Genomic DNA, 20,548 nt, shown 5'->3' on the forward strand with positions numbered 1-20,548 from the left:
AATTCCTCCCCGGAACGGGGAGGGGGACCATGCGTAGCATGGTGGAGGGGGCCCGAGGCAAGGGAGTCCGGTGCCTCGGGCCCCCTCCGTCGCCTTCGGCGCCACCTCCCCGTCCCGGGGAGGATTGATTGATCACTCCACCACCAGCTCGAACGAGGTCGGCGTCATGTTTGCCGCGTCGTACAGGTTCACCACCGGCGTATCGGCCCAGGCATAGCGCACCCGCGTGACCGGCTGGCCATCGCCCAGAACCCGGACGCTGCCGCCCTCGACCCGCGCCGCGGCAAAGCGGCAGCTCTGGGCGCAAAGCTCGAACCCGACCGGCGCGCCGCTCCAGCTCGTCAGCGCCCCCTCGACCCCGCTGAACGAAACGACCACATCGCTACCGTCACGCCGCGCCGACACCGCCTGCGGCCCCGGCTTGCCCAGCGCGGCACGCGCAAGACGCTTGCCCAGCTCATTCTTGTCGCCCGGATGGATGTCGGTGCGCGATCCCAGGTCGATCGCGGAGACCAGCGCCGTTCCCGGCGTCGCCGCCACCGCGCGGCGCTGCTCATCGCGCAGCATCGCCCAGCCGCTCTCGCCCGGCGTTGCCCCAGGCGCGCCGTAACCTGCGAGGCCGACCACCAGCACCGGCAGCGCCGGATCGCCCGACTGGCGGCGATAGCCGTCGATCAGGCCACGCAATCGCACGTCATAGCCGGTCTGGCCGGAGTCGCTCTCGCCCTGATACCAGGCGACCCCGCGCAGCCCGATCCCGCCCAATGGCGCGACCATCGCATTGCCGATCAGGCCGAGCCCGGCGATATTGTCCCATGGCGGACGCGGCGGCGCGCCCTTGGCCGCCGAGATCCAGTAGCGCCACTGGTCGCCCAGCGGAATGTTCGACCCATCGGACAGGGTGAGCTTCAGCCGCTCCGCCGGTCCCATGAAGCCGCCGGTGCCATAGCTGTTCCACACCGCAACGACGACCTCGTTCGCTCCGGCCTTCCAATAGCTTCCCGGCACCTTGTAATCGCGCGCGTTCGACCAGCCGAAGCTGTTGCCGACCGGCTTGCCATTGACGAACGCCTGATCGCCATCGTCGATGATGCCCAGCGAAACGGTCGCGCCGCCGCGCGCCTGCCCCGCCGTCAGCGTCACGGTGCGGCGGAACCACACCCAGCCGGTAAAGCCGCGCAGCGCTGGCTCGTTCAAGCTGTCCCATGACCCGACACCATTAATCGGTGACCACGTCACTGCATCGGGCGTGCGCCACGGTTCGACCTTGTCCTGCGTCCGCCACCAATCGATCCAGCGCGGGGCGAATTGCGTGTTCGCGGCGAGCGGGTCGCGATCATACACCGTCAGCAATGCCACTTCGTCCGCGCCATAGATCGCGCGGGTCGCGGCGGGATCAAGCCAGACACGGACCGCGGTGCCGCCCCAAGTCGCGTCGATCAGCCCGATCGCCACCCCCGGCTCGGCCTTGCGCAGCTCCCGCGCCATATACCAGCAGGCGGCGGAGAATTCGGGTGCAGTCTCGCGCGTCGATGCCTGCCAGCTGGCCGGCTCGGCGAACTTGCGTAGCGGCCGTGTCGAGGTTGCCTTGGGCACGGTCAGCAGCCGCAGCATCGGATCGGTGGCGCTGTTCATCTGATTGTCGAAATCGAGTGCGCGGCGAACCGGAAATTCCATGTTGGACTGGCCCGAACACAGCCAGACATCGCCGATCATCACCCCCTTTGCCTCAACGGCAGCGTCCAGCGTCGCGGCACGGAGCAGATAGGGGCCGCCCGCCTTCATCGCCGGAAACGTCGCGCGCCACTGGCCGTCCCTATTGGCCTTGGCCTGCGCGATCGTGTCGCCGAGCGTGACGGTCAGCGACATGCCGGGTGCAGCTTCGCCCTCGACGATAATCGGCTTGTCGCGTTGGAGCACGCCATGGTCGCCGATGGCAGGGGCGAAGCTGAGCTGCGCCGTTGCGGGGAGGGGGGCGAGCGCGGTCGCGCTGAGCAGGACCGCCGCGATCCTCATGCAATATGCGCCCGGGCAAGGGCGTGGCCTGGAACGCGCGCCTCAAAGGCGAACAGGTCGCCGGCATGCGGCTGGGCCGCGCGTTCGGCCTCGCTCAGTCCCTTGGCGGCGGTCGTCGCATAGAGCGTCGTCAGCCCTGCGCCGCCGAACGCCAGCTTGGTGACATTGGCGACGGGCAGGCGGACGAACTCGATCTCGCGCCCGGTTGGATCGAAGCGGCGTGCACCATGGCCGGCGAAGAAGCCCACCCAGACATTGCCTTCCGCATCGGTGATCGACCCGTCGGGATAGCCTTGATCGCCGGTGAAGGTCAGAAAGGGCTGAACCGCGCCGAGCGATCCGTCGTCATGCAGCGGCGCGACCCAGATGCGCCGCCCGATCGTGTCGGTGAAATAGATGCGGTCCCCGGCCGGGGACACCGCCGGGCCGTTGGTGATGCTCACCGGCCCCGGCCCAACCCGGTCGAGCTGCCCGGCATCGAGCCGGTAGAAATGGCCGGTTTCAGCACTCTCGGCATTGTCCATCGACCCGAACCACACGCGGCCCTGCGCGTCGGTGCAGGCGTCGTTGAGACGGTTGCCGGGCAAATCCGGCTCGACCACGCGCCAGAAGGTGAAGGCGCGCGTGTCGGGGTCGAACCAGTGCAGCCCGCTCTGCAACCCGCACAGCAATCGGCCATTGTCGGCGGGCAGCGCCCAGCCGATCTCGCCCGGCGCATCGGCGCTGGTCAGTGCACCGGTTGTGGGGTCGAAGCGGTGCAGCGTCTTCCCCTTGATATCGACGAACCACAGGCAGCCGCGCTGCGTATCCCAGACCGGACCTTCGCCCAGCGTCGCGCCAAGGCGCGCGGCGACCCGCACTTCGCTTACCGCCATCCAGCGTCCACCCAATAATTGTGCGCCGTGCACATGCGTGCGTCGTCGGAGGCGAGGAAGGTCGCCATCGCAGCAATGTCCGACGGCTGGATTCGCCCTTTCAGCGCTTGCGCCGCGACGATCTCAGCCTCACCCTCGGGCGTGTACCATTTCTCTTGCCGCGGCGTCTGGACGTTGCCGGGCACGATGGTGCAGGCGCGGATGCCGAACGGCCCCAATTCGCGGGCAAGGCTGCGGGTCAGCCCCTCGATCGCGGCCTTGGCGGTCTGGTAGAGCGTCAGGTCGGGCAGGCCGAGATGCCAGCTGATCGATCCGAAGTTGATGATGACGCCGTGCCCAGCCTCCTTCATCCCCGGCACCACCGCCTGCGCGGCGAAGAACAGATGGCGCAGATTGACCGCCATCCGATCGTCCCAATAGGCCGGCGTCACCTCCTCGATCCCGTGGCGGTCGTCGCTCGCGGCATTGTTAAGCAGGATGTCGACCGCGCCCCGCTCCGCCAGGATCGCCGTTAGGCACGACTGCAGCGCGGCAACATCGGTCAGGTCGCAATGGGCGAACTGCGGTGCATGGATTGCGCCCGGTGTCAGCCGCGCGCTCAACGCTTCGCCGGCCGCCGTCTGGACATCGACGAACGTCACGCGCGCGCCCTGCGCCACGAACGCTTCGACCAGCCCTTCGCCGATCCCCGACGCGCCGCCGGTGATCAGCACATGTTTGTCACGCAGGCTGGGATAGGTGGCGCGCATCGTGGCCGCTCCGCTGGACTTCTGCAGCAACCCTCAATCCCCCGAATAGACCGTTTTGACGGTCGTATAGAATTCAACCGCGGCAAAGCCCTGCTCCCGCGCGCCGTAACTGGACTTGCGCGTGCCGCCGAACGGCACATGATAATCGACGCCCGCAGTGGGCAGATTGACCATCACCATGCCGGCGCGGATGCGCTTGCGGAAATCGCGCGCATATTTGTGGCTGGTGGTGACGATGCCCGACGACAGGCCGAACTCGCCCTGATTGGCGATCTCCAGCGCGTGCTCATAGTCCTTGGCGCGGACGGTCGAGACGACGGGACCGAACACTTCCTCGCGGTTGATCGTCATGTCGGGATCGGTGTCGGCGATCAGCGTCGGCGCCATGAAATAGCCGGGCGTCTCGAGCTTCAACGGGTCCGGCCCGCCGCTGGCGACGCGGCCGCCTTCCTCGATCGCTTTGCGGACGTAGCGCAGATTCTGTTCGAACTGGCTCTCGCTCGACGCCGGGCCGACCTGCGTGTCGGCGGCAAGTGCGGGGCCGACCTTCAGCGCCTTGGCGCGCTCGGCCAGCGCGGCGACGAAGCGGTCGTGGATCGCGTCCTCGACAATCACCCGGCTCGATGCGGTGCAGCGCTGCCCGGTCTGGAAGAAACCGCCGTCGAGCGCGATTGCCACGGCCTTGTCGAGGTCGGCATCGGCCAGCACGACCAGCGGGTTCTTGCCGCCCATCTCGAGCTGGACCCGCGCTTGCCGCGTCATCGCGGCCATGCCGACCTTGGCGCCGACGCCCTGCGATCCGGTGAAGCTGACCGCGTCGACATAAGGATGATCGACGATCGCCTGCCCGACGCCGCCCTGGCCCAGCACCATGTTGAACACGCCGGGAGGCGCACCGCATTCCTGGATGATGTCGGCGAGCGCGCTGGCGACCGCCGGGGTGACATTCGCCGGCTTGATCACGACCGTGTTGCCAAAAGCGAGCGCGGGTGCCGCCTTCCATGCCGGAATCGCGATCGGGAAGTTCCACGGCGTGATCAGCCCGACCACGCCCACCGCCTCGCGATAGGTCGCAACATCAAGCCCCGGCCGGGTCGATTCGAGCGTCAGCCCGTGGCGGCGCAGCGCTTCACCGCCGAAGTAACGAAAGATACGCGCGGCGCGCATCACCTCGCCCATGCCCTCGGCGCGGGTCTTGCCCTCTTCGCGCGCGAGCAGTTCGCCGAGTTCGGCGGCGCGCGCCATGATCGTCGCGCCGACCTTGTCCAGCAGATCGGCGCGCACTTCCGGCGAGGCCGCAGCCCAGCCCGGCTGCGCGGCGCGGGCGGCCTGCACCGCTTGGTCGACCACCGCAGCATCGCCTGCAGCAAAGGTCGCGACCACCTCATCGGTGTTCGACGGGTTCCGGCTTTCCAGCGGAGTGTCGACCGCGACGCGCTCGCCGTTGATGAGGTGGGTCAGCTTCATGATGTGCATATCCTGCAAGTCAGAGTTCAGATCCGGTCGGCGAGTCCGCGGCGGGCAAGGTCGCGCACGAACGCACCGATGCCCACCTCCCACTTCGGGGCATCCTTCGACGTCGTCACCCTATTCGCGAGCTTGCCCAAGCGGGTGGACGAAATCGTCACGCGGTCGCCAACCTTGTGGGTGAAACCGCTACCGGGCACATCGCGATCTTGGGTCGGCGCAAACAGGGTGCCGAGGAGCAGCACGAAACCGTCCGGATAATGATGCTCGCTCATCGCCTGTGCCGCGATGTCGAGCGGGTCGCGGCTGATCTCGCTCATCCGGCTCGCGCCCTCCAGGCGAAAGCCGTCGGTGCCTTCGATCGTGAGCGCGACATCGGCGCTGCGCACATCGTCGATGGTAAAGCCGTTGTCGAACAGGCGGATGAACGGACCGAGCGCGCAGGACGCAGTATTGTCCTTGGCCTTCCCCAGCAGCAGTGCCGAGCGTCCTTCGAAGTCGCGCAGGTTGACGTCGTTGCCCAGCATCGCGCCCACCGCCTCGCCGCGGCGCGACATGGCCAGCACGATTTCGGGCTCGGGATTGTTCCAGCTCGAATCCGATCGCACGCCGATCGGCGCGTCATGGCCGACCGCCGACAGCACCGGCGACTTGGTGAAGATCTCCGCATCCGGGCCGATCGCGACCTCCAGATATTGCGACCACATGCCGTCCTCGATCAGCGCGGCCTTGAGCGCGGCCGCCTCGGTCGATCCGGGGATCACCGAACGAATACCACCGCCGATGCGCTCCTCCAGCCGCCCGCGAATCGCCGCCGCCTGGCTCGCATCGCCGCGCGCGCTTTCCTCGATCACGCGCTCGATCGCCGAAACCGCAAAGGTGACGCCCGCCGCCTTGATGCACTGCAGGTCGATCGGCGCGAGCAGCGCGGCGCCATCGGGCAGGCGCGGATCGGTCGCGTCGAGATCGGCAATCCGCCGCCCGAATTCGGGCGTGGTCAGGCCCCGGTCGATCGCTCCGGCGACGGTTGCGGCATGCGGCGTGAGGTCGAACAGCGCGTCATCGGCGATCAGCACCGGCACCGGACCATCTCCCAGATCGACCCGACCGAGAAAGCGACCGCTCCGCCAATCACTCGGCAATATGTCTGCAAGCGCGATGGCCATTATCTCTCACCCCTCCGCCATCATTGTTCTTGATAGCGCTAACATCATGCTCCTATGAAGGTGTCAAGCATCGCGCGGAAAAAACGTCGGTGCGGGCTCGGGAAAGCCGTGCGAAGAACTGAGGAGAGGAGCGGAATGAGGGGTTTTGCCGCCTTGCTGGCCATGTTGCTTGCTGCGCCTGCTGTTGCGCAGCAGAGCACGGCGCGATTCGATTTCGTCAGCTACACGGCGGAATCAGCGGCCCCGTCGCTACCCGCTGGCCATTATGCCAATCCGGTTTTGCCCGGCTTTCGTCCCGATCCGTCGATCGTGAAGGTGGGGCAGGATTTCTACCTCGTCACCTCGACCTTTGCCTGGTTCCCCGGCATCCCGGTCTATCATAGCCGCGACCTGGTGAACTGGCGTCAGATCGGCAATGCGATCGACCGGCCCGAGATGCTCGACTTCAGCGGTCTTGCGCTCGACCGCGGTGTCTTCGCGCCTACGATCGAATATCATGACGGCACCTACTACCTCCTCAACACCTGCGTCGGCTGCCGCGACAATTTTCTGCTCACCGCGAAGGATCCGGCGGGGCCGTGGAGCGGGCCGCACTGGCTGGAATTCGGCGGGATCGACCCGTCGATCTACTTCGAGGATGGCCGCGCCTGGATCGTCAACAATGACGCCCCGCCGGGGCCGCCCGAATATGACGGCCACCGCGCGCTGTGGATGCAGGAAATCGACCTCGCGACGTTCAAGATGAAGGGGCCGCGCCACCTGCTCGTCGACAAGGGCGTCGACCCCGCGACCAAGCCGATCTGGGCGGAAGGGCCGCATATCTACAAGGTCGATGGCTGGTATTATCTCTCGGCGGCGGAGGGCGGCACGGCGGATCAGCACGCGCAGACCATCTATCGCTCGCGCAACCTGACCGGCCCGTACACGCCAGGTGCGGTCAACCCGATCCTGACGCAGCGCGACCTGCCCGAAGATCGCCCGAACCCGGTGCAGGCCACCGGCCACGCCGATTTCGTCAAGCTCGACGATGGCAGCTGGTGGGCGGTGTTCCTCGCCACTCGCCCGTTTCGGGGGCAGGAGACGTTGCTCGGGCGTGAGACGTTTCTGCTGCCGGTGACATGGAAGAGTGGCTGGCCATCGATCCTGCCGCCGCGCACTCCGCTGCCCGCCAGCGTCGCGCGCCCGAACCTGCCCGCATCGCCCGGCGAAGCGCGCGACTGGCGCGAGGAGTTCGACGCGCCGAAGCTTGGCATTGACTGGATGATGCTGCGCACGCCCAAGGGTTCGCCATGGTGGCGGATCGCCGATGGTGCGCTGACGCTCGACGCGCGCCCGGTCGCGGCGGGCGCGCTCGCCCAGCCAAGCTATATCGGCAAGCGCATGCGCCATCCCCAGGCAAGCTGGACCACGCGCGTGTCTTTCGATCCCAAAAGCGCGTCGGACCGCGCCGGGCTGCTCGCGGTCGCCAACGAGCATCATCTGATGTTCGCGGGGCTCGAGGGCGACAATCTCGTGGTGCGGCGCCGCATCTCGAAGGATGAGCCAGAGAACGGCGTGGTGATCGCATCGGTCCCGCGCGGTGGTGCCACTCAGGTCGAGCTCAAGCTGAGCTTCGACAAGGGCGTGGCGCAGGCGCAATGGCGCCCGGTCGGCGACACCGCATGGCGCAGCATCGCGCGCGATGTCGACGTCTCGCGCCTCGCCACCATCCATGCCGGGCTGTTCATGGGCCTGGTGGTCGGGCCACACGCAGCTTCGGGAACGCCATGACCGATCCGGTGCGCGTCGTCATCGTCGGGGGTGGAACCGCGGGGTGGATGACCGCATCCGCCCTCGCGCGCTTCCTGCCCGGCGTGGCGGACGTGCGCCTGATCGAATCCGAGGAAATCGGGATCGTCGGGGTGGGGGAGGCGACCCTCCCGCACCTGCGCGCCTTTCTCCAGCGGCTCGGCATTCCCGAAGCCGAGATGATGCGCGCGACCAACGCGACCTATAAACTCGGCATCGATTTCCGCGATTTCGGTCGGATTGGCGATCGCTACATCCACCCGTTCGGTGCCTATGGCGTCGATCTCGCCGGGGTCGGGTTCCACCATTATTGGCTGCGCGCCAGCGCCGAGGGGAGCGCGCGTCCGATCGAGGACTATTCGCTCCCGATCGTCGCGGCGCGCGCCAATCGCTTTGCGCTGCCCCCGGCCGATGGCGACTTCCTGTCGACCAGCTATGGCTGGGCCTATCAGTTCGACGCCACCCGGCTTGCCCCGATGCTGCGCGGCTATTCCGAAGCGCGCGGCGTCACACGGACCGAGGGGCGCGTCACCGGCGTCGAGCGCGACGGTGAGAACGGGAACGTCACCGAACTTGTGCTGGAGAGCGGCGAGCGCGTTGCGGGCGACCTGTTCATCGACTGCTCGGGCTTTCGCGCCTTGCTGATCGGCGGGACGATGGATGCGGCGTGGGAGGACTGGTCGCACTGGCTGCCCTGCGACCGCGCTGCGGCACTGCCCGCGACCTCGCCCGCCGGGCCGATCGAGCCCTATACCCGCGCGACCGCGATGACGGCCGGCTGGCGCTGGCGCATCCCGCTCCAGCACCGCATCGGCAATGGCTATGTCTTTTCGAGCAGTTTCCTGTCGGAAGATGAAGCGTGCGAAGCGATCCTTGGCGCGGTCGAGGGGAATCCGCTCGCCGACCCGCGCATCCTGCGCTTTCGCGCCGGACGGCGGCGCGAAAGCTGGGTCGGCAATGTCGTCAGCATCGGGCTCGCCAGCGGCTTTCTCGAACCGCTCGAATCGACCAGCATCCACCTCGCGCAAATGGCGGTGATGCGGCTGATCGAGCTGTTTCCGGAGCGCCAGATCGACCCCGCCGACCGCGCCGCGTTCAACGCGACGGTCGATTATGAATATGACCGCGTCCGCGACTTCCTGATCCTGCATTATCATGCGACGACGCGCGACGATTCGGACTTCTGGAACCATGTCCGCACGATGGCGCTGCCCGACAGCCTGGCCGGCAAGCTGGAGTTGTGGCGCGAGGTCGGGCGAATCGAGAAATATGGCGAGGGCCTGTTTCTCGAACCCAGCTGGGTCGCGGTCTATCTGGGGCAGGGGATGGTGCCGCGGCGCTATGATCCGCGCGCCGACAATCCCTCACCCGCCGCGCTGACCCGTGCGCTCGACGACATTGCGCGCACGATCCGCGAACGGGTCGATGCGATGCCCGACCACGAAGCGGCACTGCGTGCCCAAGGCGCATGGGGGGCGGCATGAGCGGCCCGGCCAGCGTTGCGGTGCTGGGCAGCGGCGTGGTTGCGCTGTCCGCCGCCATCGCCTTTCGCCGCGCGCTTCCTGTGGCGCGGATCACTTTAGTCGAGCGACCGGCCGATCCCAGATCGCTGCTCGACCGCATCGGTGCGGCGACGCTGGCAATCGACGCCTTCCACCGCGCGATCGGGCTGGACCAGCAGCTGTTCATCCGCCGCACCGGGGCGGTTGCGATCCATCGTGTCACGCTGAACGGCGAACTGCTCGGCGCGCCCGGCGCGATCCCGCATGTCGAGGGTGTCGCGCTGCATCAACTCTGGCTGCGGCATCTGGCCGAGCGACCCGAGACCGCGCCCGGCTGGGCTGCGCTTACCGCGCCCGGGGCAGAGCCGTTCGGCGTGCGCTTCGACATGCCTGCCTACATCGCGCTGCTCGCCGAAATGGCGGCGGCGCTCGGCATCGTGCGGGGCGAAGCGGATGCTGCCGACCTGCTGCTCGACTGCACAGTGCCGGGCGCTGGCTGGCTCGACGCACCGCTGCCGAGCATCGTTGCAGAGTCGGTCGCGCCCGGCGCCACCGAAGGCGAGACGCTGAGCATTGCCGACGGCGCAGTGGAGTGGCAGGCACCGCCCTGGGGCTGGCGGCTTGTCCGCGGAGCCGGATTGCCGCCCGGGCGCCATCCGATGCCCCGCTCCGGGCGCAGCATTGCGCTCGGCGAAGCGGCGCTCGTCGCGGAAAGCTTCGACGGCCATGCGCTCTCCGCGGTCCATGCCGATATCCTGCGCGCGATCGAATTCATGCCGCATGCCGACCCCAGCGCGCGCGAGGCGGCGGAGTATAACCGCCGCACCGCCATCGCCCATCAGCGCCTGCTCGACTGGTCGAGCGAACGCTGGGGCGTTTCGGCGACCGAAGATCTCGCTGCCCTGCGCGCCGGATTTGCCGCGCGTGGGCGCATTCCCTATCGCGACGGCGATCCCGTTACTCCGGGCCAATGGGTCGGCTGGTGGTTCGCGAACGGGGTTCGCCCCGAGCGCGTCGACCCCACCGCCCGCGCTGTGCCCGAAGACCAACTGATCCGCATCATGGAGAGGAATAGATGAAGCGTTTGATGCTCCTGGCGCTCGGCGCCGCGCTGGCCGCACCGCTGGCCGCGCAGGAAAGCCCGGTGAACCCCGAGATCTGGCCGAGCCCAACCTGGCCGCAGCAGACGGACAACGCTGTCGAAGCGAAGATCAAGGCGCTGATCGCCAAGATGAGCGTCGAGGAAAAGGTCGGCCAGATCGTCCAGGCGGACATCGCCAGCGTCACCCCCGCGGACGTGCGCAACTATCATCTCGGCTCCGTTCTCAATGGCGGCAGCAGCGGTCCATACGGCGACGATTTCGCCGCAGCGCCCAAATGGCTGCAACTCGCCGATGAATTCTATGAGGCCTCGGTCGACAAGAGCGGCGGGCGGGTCGGCGTGCCGATCATCTGGGGCACGGACGCCGTCCATGGCCACAGCAACATTATCGGCGCGACGCTGTTCCCGCACAATATTGGCCTTGGTGCGATGCGCGACCCGGACCTGATCGAAAAGATTGCGCAGGCGACCGCGCTGGAGATCCGCGCGACGGGTCAGGAATGGACCTTCGCCCCGACCGTCACCGTCCCGCGCGATTTCCGCTGGGGCCGCGCCTATGAGGGTTATTCGTCCGACCCCAAGCTCGTCGCTTCCTATGTCGAGCGGATGGTGCGCGGGCTGCAGGGGCCGGGTGCCGGAACGAACCTGCTCTCCGGCCCCTATGTCATCGCCTCGACCAAGCATTTCCTCGCCGATGGCGGCACGCATGAGGGGCGCGATCAGGGCGATGCGCGGATCAGCGAGACCGAACTGCGCGACATTCACGGCGCCCCCTATGTCCCCGCGATCGAACAGGGCGTGGCGACGGTGATGGTCAGCTTCTCGAGCTGGAACGGCACCAAGATGACCGGGCACAAGGGGCTGCTGACCGATGTGCTCAAGGAGCGGATGAACTTCGGCGGCTTCCTCGTTTCCGACTGGAACGCGCACGGCCAGGTCGAGGGCTGCACCAATGCCTCCTGCCCGAAGGCGGTCAATGCCGGGCTCGACATGTATATGGCCCCCGACAGCTGGAAGCCGCTGTGGCATTCGCTGGTCGCGCAGGTGAAGTCGGGTGAAGTGCCGATGGCGCGGCTTGACGATGCGGTCGCGCGCATCCTGCGGGTCAAGATGCGGCTCGGCCTGTTCGAGGCGGGCAAGCCCTCGACGCGCAAATATTCGGGCGACTGGTCGCTGCTCGGCCATGCCGATCACCGTGCGGTGGCGCGCGACGCGGTGCGCAAGTCTTTGGTGCTGCTCAAGAACAATAGCTCGCTGCTGCCGGTGAAGGCGGGCGCGCATGTGCTGGTCGCGGGCGATGCCGCCGATGATATCGGCCGCCAGTCGGGCGGCTGGACGCTGACCTGGCAGGGCACGGGCGTGAAGAACGACCAGTTTCCCGGAGCGACCTCGATCTGGAAGGGGCTGCAGGACGCGGTGACATCGACCGGCGGCAGTGCCGAGCTGGTCGCGGACGGCAAGTTTGCCAAGAAGCCCGACGTCGCGATCGTGGTGTTCGGCGAGACGCCCTATGCCGAGTTTCAGGGCGACCTCAAGACGCTTCAGCTGCGCCCGGAATTGCGCAAGCCCTATGAGACGATGAAGGCGCTCAAGGCGCAGGGGATTCCCGTGGTCGCGGTGATGGTCACCGGCCGTCCGCTGTTCATGAACCCCGAACTCAACGCCGCCGACGCCTTCGTCGTCGCGTGGCTGCCGGGATCGGAAGGGGCGGGCATCGCCGACCTGCTGGTCCAGCGTAAGGATCGCCGCGCGCCCTATGACTTCACCGGCAAACTGCCCGTCGCCTGGCCCGCCACCGCGCGCGCCGATGGCCCGACGCTGTTTCCCCTCGGCTATGGCTTGACGCTTGCCGGCGGCCCGGTGGCATGGAAGCCGCTGTCGGAGGACAGCGAAGTCCCCGACGAGGATGCTGGCAATGTCTATTTCGCGGGCGGCGTTCCGCCAGCGTCCTGGTCATTGCTGGTCTATGGCGACCCGGCGGATTCGACGCGCATCACCACGGTGCCGGCGGTCGCGGCGAGCGGGCGGGTGCGCGTCACGGCCGTCGACCATGTCGTGCAGGAAGGCGCGCGCCGCTTTGCCATCGCCTCGGGCTCCGCCGATGTCGCGGTCGCAACCCAGGCGCCGCTCGACCTCACGCGCGAAACCAATGGCGACGTCATGCTGGTCGCGACGATGCGCGTCGATGCCAAGCCAGCGGGTGCGCTGCATTTCCGCATCGGCAATGCCTCCGTGCGCGCGACCGCAGTCGAGGGCGCGAAGATCGGCGACTGGGTCAGCTATGGCGTCCCGCTCAAATGTTTCGCCAAGGGCGGCGCCAATCTCGGCCGGGTCGAGGCACCGTTCGTGCTGCGCAGCGAAGGGGCGGTCACCTACAGCCTGTCGCGCGTCGCGCTGGGCACGGCGGCCGACCGCGTGATCGCCTGCCCGTAACCTAACGCACCATCGCCGCGATCTGATCGGCATGGCCGGGGAGCTTCCCCGCCACATCGGCATAGGTCGCGGCGATCTGGCGCATCGCTGCAGTCACCCGCGCATCGTCCATCGAATCCACCAGCGGGTCATAGCCCTGGGGCATGATCCCCTGGCCGATCAGCAACGCGACCCAGCTCGGCACGCCGAACAGGTCATGGTCGTAGCGGCGGATACGCCCGCGCTCGCGCCACAATTCCAGCTTTCCGGCGAGGCTGTCGGGCACCGTCATCTCGCCCACATGGCGCCACAGGGCGGTGTCGCGCCGCTGGGTCGCCTTGTAATGCAACACGATGAAATCGCGCACATATTCGTACGCCTCGTGCATCAACCGGTTATATTCGTTGCGCCCCGCCGCGCCCATACCGCTGTCGGGAAACAGCCACATCAGTTTCGATATGCCGGTCTGGATCAGGTGGATGCTGGTCGATTCGAGCGGCTCGACAAAGCCGGCCGACAGGCCCAGCGCGACCACATTGCCGACCCATTGCTGCTCCCGCACCCCGGCGGTGAACGACAGGCCGCGCGGTTCCGCCGTCGCCGGTGCATCCAGATTGGCGAGCAAGGTCTCTCGCGCGCGCTCCTCGCTCGCGAACGCGCTCGCATAGACGATGCCGTTGCCGGTGCGATGCTGCAGCGGGATGCGCCACTGCCACCCGAATTCATGCGCGGTGGAGCGCGTCAGTGGGGTCAATGGGTCGGCGCGTTCGCACGGCACTGCGATTGCCCGATCGCACGGCAACCAGTGCGACCAGTCGCGATAGCCAACCCCCAATGCGTCGCCCAGCAACAGGCTGCGAAAGCCCGAACAGTCGATGAAGAAATCGCCCGGAACGCGCCGGCCGTCGTCGAGCAGCACGGCGGCGACATGGCCGGTTGCCGGATCGCGCTCGACCGACGCGATCTTGCCCTCGACCCGCGCCACGCCCCCGGCTTCGGCCCGGCGGCGCAGGAACGCGGCGTAAAGCCCAGCATCGAAATGATAGGCATAAGCCATCCCGCCCAGCGGCGTGCGCGGATCGGCGACGGGATGCGCGAAGCGGTCACGTCGCGCCGCCTGCGCCGCAATCCAATACTCCTCGAGCGCGCCGATCCGGTGCTTGAGCCAATATTGGTGGAACGCGACGCCCTGGAAATCATGTCCCAGTTCGCCGAACGGGTGCAGATACCGGTCGCCGACCTGCCCCCAATTAACGAACTCGATGCCCAGCTTGATCGTCGCACCGGTCTCGCGGACAAAGTCGCGTTCGTCGATGCCCAGCCGGTGGTTGAACTCGCGGATCGGCGGGATCGTCGCCTCGCCGACGCCCACCGTGCCGATCGCATCGGATTCGACCAATGTGATCGTGCGGCGTCCATCGTTCAGGAAGCGCGCAGCGGCGGCAGCGGCCATCCATCCGGCGGTGCCGCCGCCGATGATGACGATGCTGGCGACGGGCGGAGCGGTCATGCGCGCACGCGAGCAGGTTGGGCGATCAGGCGCATCGTCGCGCGATGGCTCGCACCGGGCGCAACCGTGACGCCAAGCGTGTTTGGGAGGTGCGCGACCGGCTCGAAGCAGAAATGCGGCGCGCCTGCTGGGGTATAGACTACTGCATGATCGACCTCAGACTCGATCCGCAGCGCAGCGTCCGCCCAGGCGATCGTGGCGACGCCATCCCACCCCGAAAAGGCGCAGTCGAGCGCGCGTTCGGCCACTGCGAAATCGACCTGCCGGTCGGCAATTTCGACCGGATCGCCCGGCAGCATCCGCGCATCGGGTGGCCAGCGCCGCTCCGCCGCAAAGCGCAGCCGCGCGCCCGCTGCCGGAAAATAGGGGTGATGCCCGCACGCCAGCGGCGCGTCGAACGCCTCCAGATTGCGCGCCGTCAGCGTGACGGTCAGCGCGTCGGGGGTCAGCTCGACACGCTGCTCGACCGTAAAGGCAAACGGCCAGCGCGCATCGCCCGGGTGGTCCAGCGTCAGGATGACGCAATCGACACGGGCCTTGTGCACGGCCCAACGCGACGTCCAGCCGATGCCGTGGATCGCATGCGGCTCGGGTGCAAAATTCGGCGCAATCGCATGGGTCTCCCCCGCCCAGTCGAACCGCGCATCGGCGATCCGGTTGGAAAAGGGCACCAGCGGAAAGCTGGCCATGCCCAGCGGATCGTGCGCCGCCAGTGCCTCCGCCGATGCGGTGCGCAGCATCGGCCGGCCGTCGATGGTCCAGCTGGTCAGCGCGCCGCCCAGCGCCGGGGCAACCGCCGCGCGCGCTGCCCCGGCGGTCAGGATCAATTGCTCGACGATGTCAGCACCGCCTCTTCGCGAATGACATAGACCGGGCCGATCTCGATCTCCTGCCGGGCAGCCCCGGTGTGCAGCGCCAGCTGGCCCGTTCCCTTGGCGATGTCCATCGGGGCTTGGGTGCGGAACTGATAGAGCCGCCAGTTCGGCCCGACCTGCACCGGCTTGTCGAGGAATCCGTCATAGGGCGCGGCGTTCTTCTGGATGCGCACCGACAGCATCCCCTGGCCATCCGGCGTCGCCGCCGACAAGGTGCGCGCGAGCACCGCGACCAGCAGAACATCGCCCTCCTTGATCTCCTCGTTCAGCGTTACGCTCGCGCCCGAGGCGTAGGGTGCGGCCCCGGCATTGGCGACGCTGAACAGCGTGCCGACGCGGCCATAGACATTGGTCACGGTCGCCTTGGTCGTCTGCCCCGCGCCGTGAAAGCCCCAGTCGCGATTGGCGGGGTCGTTGAGCATCCGGCCCTTGTCCTTCAGCTGCGGCGGCAGCTCGGGATCAGGGGCGGCGGTGGTTTCGACCCGCTTTGTCGTGCGGATGCTCGTCGCGCCTTCGACCACGATCACCTGGCCGATCTCGATGGTCTGCTTGGCCCCGGCGAGCTGAAGCCCGACCACCGCCTGCCCGGTCGGCAGCGCCTTGTCCGATCGCGCGGTGACTTCGTACAGCGCCCATTCGCTGCCGATATCGAGCACCGTGTCGCCAAAGCCGGCATAGGGCGCGGCGTTCTGCTGAAAGCGCACGCCGATCTTGCCCTTGCCGCCGGGCGCGTCGGACTTCACGGTCCGCGCGTAAAAGGCGACCGTCACGTCGCGTCCGACCGCGATGCCGCGCCGAATCGGCACGTTCGCGCCGCTGTCATAGATATTCGCGCCGGCGCGCGGCACCTCGACCCGCACGGCGGCACCGCCGCCGGGGATCGCCGGATCCTGAACATTCTTCGTCTTCTGCTCGGCGCCGTAAAAGGCCCAGTCCATCCGCGAGGGATCGTTGATCAGCGTCCCGGGCAGCGCATCGTCGAGCGCCTGAAGCTCGGCGGTCGGCTGGTCTTGTGCCACCACGGCAGCGGGAGTCAGCGCGGTCAGCGCCATCGCCGCGATCAAACCGCGCTTCATTCCGGCAGCCCCATCGCGCCGCGCAGACCCGGAAGCCATTGCTTCTTCTCCTTGTCGTAAAATGGGAAGGTGTTGCTGTACGCCCATGTGCACATGCCGATGTCCATCGGGCCGAACGCGGCGGTGACCGCACGGTGATAGGCGACGCGCTGGTCAAGGCTGGTCGTCGTGTGTGCGCCGGTTTCGCCCATGAACGGCGTCTTGCCGGTGCGCGCGATATAGGCGCGGATCTTCTCGACATCGCGCTTCAGGCGCAGCACATCCTCTGCGGTGCCATAGGTTCGGCCGAGCGGCGGGGCGGGATTGACCCAGCTCGCACCCTGATGGGTGAAGTCGAACGGCTCGTAGTAATGGAAGGTCGGAACGACATGGGGATCGTCGGGCAGCGGCAGCGTCGCCAGGCTGTCGATCCCGCTCCAGAATTCGCCGCCGATGATCACCGGGCGATCGGGGTTGGTCGCGCGGATTGCTTTCAGCGCCGGGGTAATCACCGCGATCAGATTCTTGTTGTCGAATTTCTCGTGCGGCTCATTCTCGATCTCGAACCACACATGGTCGCGCGGCATGTCGGCAAAGCGTGCGGCGATCTGCCGCCACATCGCCGCCAGCTGCGGCGCGCTGCCCAGCGGGTCCTTGTGGATTGCCTCGAAATGATGGCTGTTGAGGATGACGTTCAGCCCTGCCGCGCGCGCTTGTTCAACCGCAGTGCGGATGCGCTTCATATAGGCTTCGTCGATCTTGAAGTCCGGCCCAGGCCCGGCATGCGTGTCCCAGCGTACGGGAAGGCGCACGGTCTTGAACCCGGCCTTGGCGATGATCGCCATATCGTCATCGGCGAGCGGCTTGCCGCCCCAGGCGGACTCGGCGGGCGGTTCGAACGTGTTGCCGATGTTGATGCAGATGCCGACCGGCAATTTGTCAGTGCGCGCGGGCACCGCTTGCGGGCTCGCGGTCAACAGGGCGGCAAGCGCCAACGGGCCGATCATGCGCATCTCTCCTCGTTTGTCCGGCCACTGACGCGCCGTGTACGACTCGATTGGTAGCGCTATCAGACAACGCTGGTCAATCGCGGTTTTGAGGGATGTTTGCAGGCGTCAGGTTAGCCGCTTCGCCCCAGCTTCACGCAACGCCGCGATGGTGGGAAACCCATCGACCGCCATCAGCAAATCCGCTTCGGCCAGGATCGATCGCAGCACATGCGCCGCCCCCTCCGCGCCGCCGAGCGCAAGGCCGTAGCAATAGGGGCGACCCACGCCGACCGCAGTCGCGCCCAGCGCCAGCGCCTTGGCGACATCGCTGCCCGACCGGATGCCCGAGTCAAACAGCACCGGCACATCGCCCGCCGCCGCGACCACATCGGGCAACAGGTCGATCGCGGCGATCCCGCCATTGGCCTGTCGCCCGCCATGGTTGGAGCAATAAATGCCGTCGGCCCCTTCATCGATCGCGCGGCGCGCATCGTCGGGGTGGCAGATGCCCTTGAGCACGATCGGCAGCGTGGTCAGCGAGCGCAGCCACTTCATGTCGTCCCAGGTCAGCACCCGGCCAAAGGTGGCGGCCCAGGTCATCACCGCCGCGCGCGGGTCCTCCGCCGCGGGCTTGGCCAGCATCGTCTGAAAGCGCGGATCGGACCAATAGTTGGACAGGACGTGACCGCGCAGCTGCGGGAAGTTCGCGGTGTTGAGGTCGCGCGGTCGCCAGCCGGTAACCCAGGTGTCGAGCGTCACCACGATCGCCTTGTATCCCGCCGCCTCGGCCCGGCTGACCAGGCTCGCGGCGAGTTCGGGGTCCTTGGGCGTATAGAGTTGGAACATCCCCGCCGTGTCGCCCATCGCCGCGGCGACCTCCTCCAGCGGATCGTTGGTCAACGTCGAGACGGTAAGCGGCACTCCGGTCATCGCGGCGGCGCGCGCGGCGGCGATGTCGCCATGCCCGTCCTGCGTGCACATCCCCGCAACCCCGACCGGCGCCATGAACAGCGGGGAGGGGAGCTTCATCCCGAATAGCTCGACCGACAGATCGCGGACCGAACAGTCGACCATCATGCGCGGCACGATGCCCCAATGACGGAAGGCGTCGGCGTTGGCCCGCTGCGTCTGCTCGTCTCCGCACCCGCCCTGGACATAGGACAGCAGCGACGGTGCCATCGCCGCCTCGGCCCGCTTTTCAAGGCTCGCGAAATCGACCGGAATCGTCGGCAGCACGCCCTGCAGCCCCGCGCCATAGATCGCATGCTGATAGTCGCCATAATGCGGCATCGCGTCCCCTCCCGATCCTTCCGCTTTGCGCGGAATGGCTGGCGCGCCCGGCAGGACTCGAACCTGCAACTCCAAGCTTAGAAGGCTCGTGCTCTATCCAGTTGAACTACGGGCGCGCGTGATCGCCCCGTTAGCGCGGATTGCGCGGGCCGCAAACCGCGATCATAGTTTGCGCGAGCGATCAGGGGGCTGAAATGAGCGACGGGACGACGCCGGTGCGGATCAATGCGGGTCAGGTCGCGGGGGGACAGTTCCGGTACTTCGACTATGTGATGGCGGCATTCTGCGTCATCCTCGTGCTGTCCAACGTGGTGGGCGCGGCGAAGGTCGCGACGCTCGGCGGCCTCACCTTTGGCGCGGGCATCCTGTTTTTCCCGCTCTCCTATGTGCTCGGCGACGTACTGACCGAAATCTATGGCTATGCGCGTGCGCGGCGCGTGATCTGGGCCGGGTTCGCTGCAACGATCTTTGCGGCAGTCATGTGCTGGATCATCGTCATCATGCCGCCCGCCGCAGGCTGGGAAGGGCAGGAGGTCTATGAGGCGGCGTTCGGTCAAGTGTGGCGGATCGTCGGCGCGTCGGTCGTCGCCTTCTGGGCGGGTGAATTCGTCAACTCCTACGTCCTCGCGCGGATGAAGCTGTGGACCCGCGGCAAATATTTATGGAGCCGCACGATCGGATCGACTGTGTTCGGTCAGGGCGTCGACAGCCTGATCTTCTACCCGCTCGCATTTCTCGGCGTGTGGACGACCGAACAGGTGCTGACGGTGATGGTCACGAACTGGGGGCTGAAAGTGCTGTGGGAGGTCGTGCTGACTCCAGTCACCTATGCCGTGGTCGGTTTCCTGAAGCGGCGCGAAGGGGTGGACGTGTTCGACGAAGGCACCGACTTCACCCCGTTCCGCACGCGCGTCTGACCGCGTGTTCGACGTGTTTCAGGACAGCAAGCAATGGCTGGTCGACTGGACCGGTCTCGCCCGTGACGGGCTGCACGTCCATGTTGGCCTGATCGTCTTCTTCGCTGCCGCGCTCATCCGTCGCTGGCCGCTGCGCAGCTGGAAACCATGGGCGGTGGCGCTGGCGATCACGCTGGCGGGTGAAGCCTGGGACATTCGCGACACGCTTGCGGCCGGGCGGCGCGTGCGCCTCGACTATAACTGGCAGGATCTCTGGAACACGATGCTGTGGCCGACCGCGATCCTGATCCTCGCACGTACCACGCGCCTGTTCGGCCCGGAATCACCGCGGCGAAGTCCTTTGACAAATCGCAAAGCGGGCGGTTGCTGACCGCTGCATCGTTGCTCCCGACAAAGGAGACCGACGATGAACATGCCGCTGCACCAGACCGCATTCGCCGACGCGACCGCGCTGCCCCGCACCCGCGGCGCGCATGTGTTCGATTTGCATCCGGCGATGCATATCGGCGTGTTTGCGGGCTTTTTCGCCTATCTCGGGATCATGTGGGCGGCGTTCGGGGAGAAGGGGCTGGTGATCCCCTTCGCAATCTTCGGCGTGTTCCTGGCTGGGGCCTTCATCGTGCCCGGCTGGTGGGCGCGGGTTGCGCCGGGCGAGGGGCGCGCGCCCAGCTTCGCAGATTTCGTCGAGCATGGACTGCCGACCGGATCGGGCCATCTCGGCGCGGGCGGCGCGACCGTCCAGGTGATGATCATGCCGGTCATGCTGATGATCTGGGGCCTGATCGTCGCCGTGATCCGCTTCTCGGTCTGAATACGAACCCTCACCTCACAGCGG

General features: G+C 67.2%; 17 protein-coding genes and 1 tRNA gene. 7 read left to right on the plus strand and 11 right to left on the minus strand.

Annotated features, from left to right (window positions below; translation table 11 throughout):
• Window positions 1–132: 132 nt before the first annotated feature.
• The 5 genes from KYX69_RS07720 to KYX69_RS07740 are packed head-to-tail and all read right to left on the minus strand — an operon-like array spanning window position 133 to window position 6,273.
• The gene (locus KYX69_RS07720; protein WP_300495745.1) at window positions 133–2,016 is read right to left on the minus strand and encodes a sialate O-acetylesterase; all 1,884 of its coding nucleotides are present in this window, start codon (window positions 2,014–2,016) and stop codon (window positions 133–135) included.
• Window positions 2,013–2,891 (minus strand): SMP-30/gluconolactonase/LRE family protein, encoded by an 879-nt coding sequence (locus KYX69_RS07725; RefSeq protein ID WP_300495747.1) that lies wholly within the window; start codon window positions 2,889–2,891, stop codon window positions 2,013–2,015. The genes KYX69_RS07720 and KYX69_RS07725 overlap by 4 nt, the downstream gene beginning before the upstream one ends.
• On the minus strand, window positions 2,882–3,640 hold the full coding sequence (locus tag KYX69_RS07730) for an SDR family NAD(P)-dependent oxidoreductase (RefSeq protein ID WP_300495748.1): 759 nt from the start codon (window positions 3,638–3,640) through the stop codon (window positions 2,882–2,884). The genes KYX69_RS07725 and KYX69_RS07730 overlap by 10 nt, the downstream gene beginning before the upstream one ends.
• Before the next feature lie 33 nt (window positions 3,641–3,673).
• Window positions 3,674–5,107 carry an aldehyde dehydrogenase family protein gene (locus KYX69_RS07735; protein WP_300495750.1) on the minus strand — a complete coding sequence of 478 codons (1,434 nt, stop codon included), beginning with the start codon at window positions 5,105–5,107 and terminating at the stop codon, window positions 3,674–3,676.
• A gap of 26 nt (window positions 5,108–5,133) precedes the next feature.
• Entirely contained in the window at window positions 5,134–6,273 is a 1,140-nt protein-coding gene (locus tag KYX69_RS07740) for a fumarylacetoacetate hydrolase family protein (RefSeq protein ID WP_300495752.1), read from the minus strand.
• A 135-nt stretch (window positions 6,274–6,408) separates the two neighbouring features.
• On the opposite strand from KYX69_RS07740, the gene KYX69_RS07745 reads away from it, so the two are divergent.
• From KYX69_RS07745 to KYX69_RS07760, 4 genes are read left to right on the plus strand one after another with little or no spacing between them, the layout of a single operon-like run.
• Complete coding sequence (locus KYX69_RS07745; protein WP_300495755.1) at window positions 6,409–8,043, plus strand: glycoside hydrolase family 43 protein; 1,635 nt, start codon at window positions 6,409–6,411, stop codon at window positions 8,041–8,043.
• Entirely contained in the window at window positions 8,040–9,545 is a 1,506-nt protein-coding gene (locus KYX69_RS07750; RefSeq protein WP_300495758.1) for a tryptophan halogenase family protein, read from the plus strand. Before KYX69_RS07745 ends, KYX69_RS07750 begins: the two co-directional genes overlap by 4 nt.
• The gene (locus KYX69_RS07755) at window positions 9,542–10,642 is read left to right on the plus strand and encodes a tryptophan 7-halogenase (protein WP_300495759.1); all 1,101 of its coding nucleotides are present in this window, start codon (window positions 9,542–9,544) and stop codon (window positions 10,640–10,642) included. Before KYX69_RS07750 ends, KYX69_RS07755 begins: the two co-directional genes overlap by 4 nt.
• Window positions 10,639–13,098 carry a glycoside hydrolase family 3 protein gene (locus KYX69_RS07760; RefSeq protein WP_300495763.1) on the plus strand — a complete coding sequence of 820 codons (2,460 nt, stop codon included), beginning with the start codon at window positions 10,639–10,641 and terminating at the stop codon, window positions 13,096–13,098. The genes KYX69_RS07755 and KYX69_RS07760 overlap by 4 nt, the downstream gene beginning before the upstream one ends.
• 1 nt (window position 13,099) lies before the next feature.
• Here KYX69_RS07760 and KYX69_RS07765 read toward each other — a convergent pair whose 3' ends face one another.
• The 6 genes from KYX69_RS07765 to KYX69_RS07790 all read right to left on the minus strand — a co-directional run bounded on the left by KYX69_RS07765 (window position 13,100) and on the right by KYX69_RS07790 (window position 18,912).
• Window positions 13,100–14,587, minus strand: coding sequence for a tryptophan halogenase family protein (locus KYX69_RS07765; RefSeq protein ID WP_300495766.1), 1,488 nt, complete (start codon window positions 14,585–14,587; stop codon window positions 13,100–13,102).
• Complete coding sequence (locus tag KYX69_RS07770) at window positions 14,584–15,414, minus strand: aldose 1-epimerase (RefSeq protein WP_300495768.1); 831 nt, start codon at window positions 15,412–15,414, stop codon at window positions 14,584–14,586. The genes KYX69_RS07765 and KYX69_RS07770 overlap by 4 nt, the downstream gene beginning before the upstream one ends.
• A complete protein-coding gene (locus KYX69_RS07775) occupies window positions 15,411–16,538 on the minus strand; it encodes a hypothetical protein (RefSeq protein WP_300495770.1) in 1,128 nt (375 codons plus the stop codon). Before KYX69_RS07775 ends, KYX69_RS07770 begins: the two co-directional genes overlap by 4 nt.
• Window positions 16,535–17,524, minus strand: coding sequence for a glycoside hydrolase family 5 protein (locus KYX69_RS07780; RefSeq protein WP_300495772.1), 990 nt, complete (start codon window positions 17,522–17,524; stop codon window positions 16,535–16,537). The genes KYX69_RS07775 and KYX69_RS07780 overlap by 4 nt, the downstream gene beginning before the upstream one ends.
• A 108-nt stretch (window positions 17,525–17,632) precedes the next feature.
• A complete protein-coding gene (locus KYX69_RS07785) occupies window positions 17,633–18,796 on the minus strand; it encodes an alpha-hydroxy-acid oxidizing protein (protein ID WP_300495775.1) in 1,164 nt (387 codons plus the stop codon).
• 39 nt (window positions 18,797–18,835) lie between these two features.
• Window positions 18,836–18,912: transfer RNA gene (locus KYX69_RS07790), tRNA-Arg, on the minus strand.
• Between the two features lie 78 nt (window positions 18,913–18,990).
• On the opposite strand from KYX69_RS07790, the gene KYX69_RS07795 reads away from it, so the two are divergent.
• The 3 genes from KYX69_RS07795 to KYX69_RS07805 are packed head-to-tail and all read left to right on the plus strand — an operon-like array spanning window position 18,991 to window position 20,524.
• Entirely contained in the window at window positions 18,991–19,713 is a 723-nt protein-coding gene (locus KYX69_RS07795) for a queuosine precursor transporter (protein ID WP_300495778.1), read from the plus strand.
• A gap of 4 nt (window positions 19,714–19,717) precedes the next feature.
• The gene (locus tag KYX69_RS07800; protein WP_300495781.1) at window positions 19,718–20,083 is read left to right on the plus strand and encodes a hypothetical protein; all 366 of its coding nucleotides are present in this window, start codon (window positions 19,718–19,720) and stop codon (window positions 20,081–20,083) included.
• 36 nt (window positions 20,084–20,119) lie between these two features.
• The gene (locus KYX69_RS07805) at window positions 20,120–20,524 is read left to right on the plus strand and encodes a hypothetical protein (RefSeq protein WP_300495783.1); all 405 of its coding nucleotides are present in this window, start codon (window positions 20,120–20,122) and stop codon (window positions 20,522–20,524) included.
• Window positions 20,525–20,548 lie beyond the last annotated feature (24 nt).

The sequence above is a fragment of the Sphingomonas sp. genome, assembly GCF_030145815.1.
Lineage (GTDB): Bacteria > Pseudomonadota > Alphaproteobacteria > Sphingomonadales > Sphingomonadaceae > Sphingomonas.